The 325-nt window shown below is 41.8% G+C and carries 1 pseudogene; it reads left to right on the top strand.

From position 1 onward, the window contains the following. Window positions 1-325 (top strand): annotated as a pseudogene (locus HMPREF2578_RS08835) (hypothetical protein); the annotation flags it as partial.

Here is a 325-nt window from a genome sequence, read left to right as displayed (position 1 = left end):
GAACAAAAACGCCCAGGATTAAATCATGTAGGCGTTACCGAAGGTAAAACACCAGCGAGCGTGACTGTATATAATAAGGAAATGGCTAAAATTCATGATGAACTTGAAGCAGCGAAAACAGAAGCAGATAGAGTCATCAACGATGAACATGCGACACCAGCCCAAGTGACAGCGGCTATCGCAAAAATCGATGAGGTACAACCAAAGTTAGATAATGCCATTAGTTTACTTCACGACAAAGAAAACAACAGTGAATTAGTGAAAGCAAAAGCAAAATTAGATGCAGCGACTAACGAGGAAGATCCAACACCAGGAATGACGCCAG

It is taken from the genome of Staphylococcus sp. HMSC072H03 (genome assembly GCF_001809305.1).
GTDB lineage: Bacteria > Bacillota > Bacilli > Staphylococcales > Staphylococcaceae > Staphylococcus > Staphylococcus hominis.
This window is presented reverse-complemented; position numbering and strand designations above follow the sequence as displayed.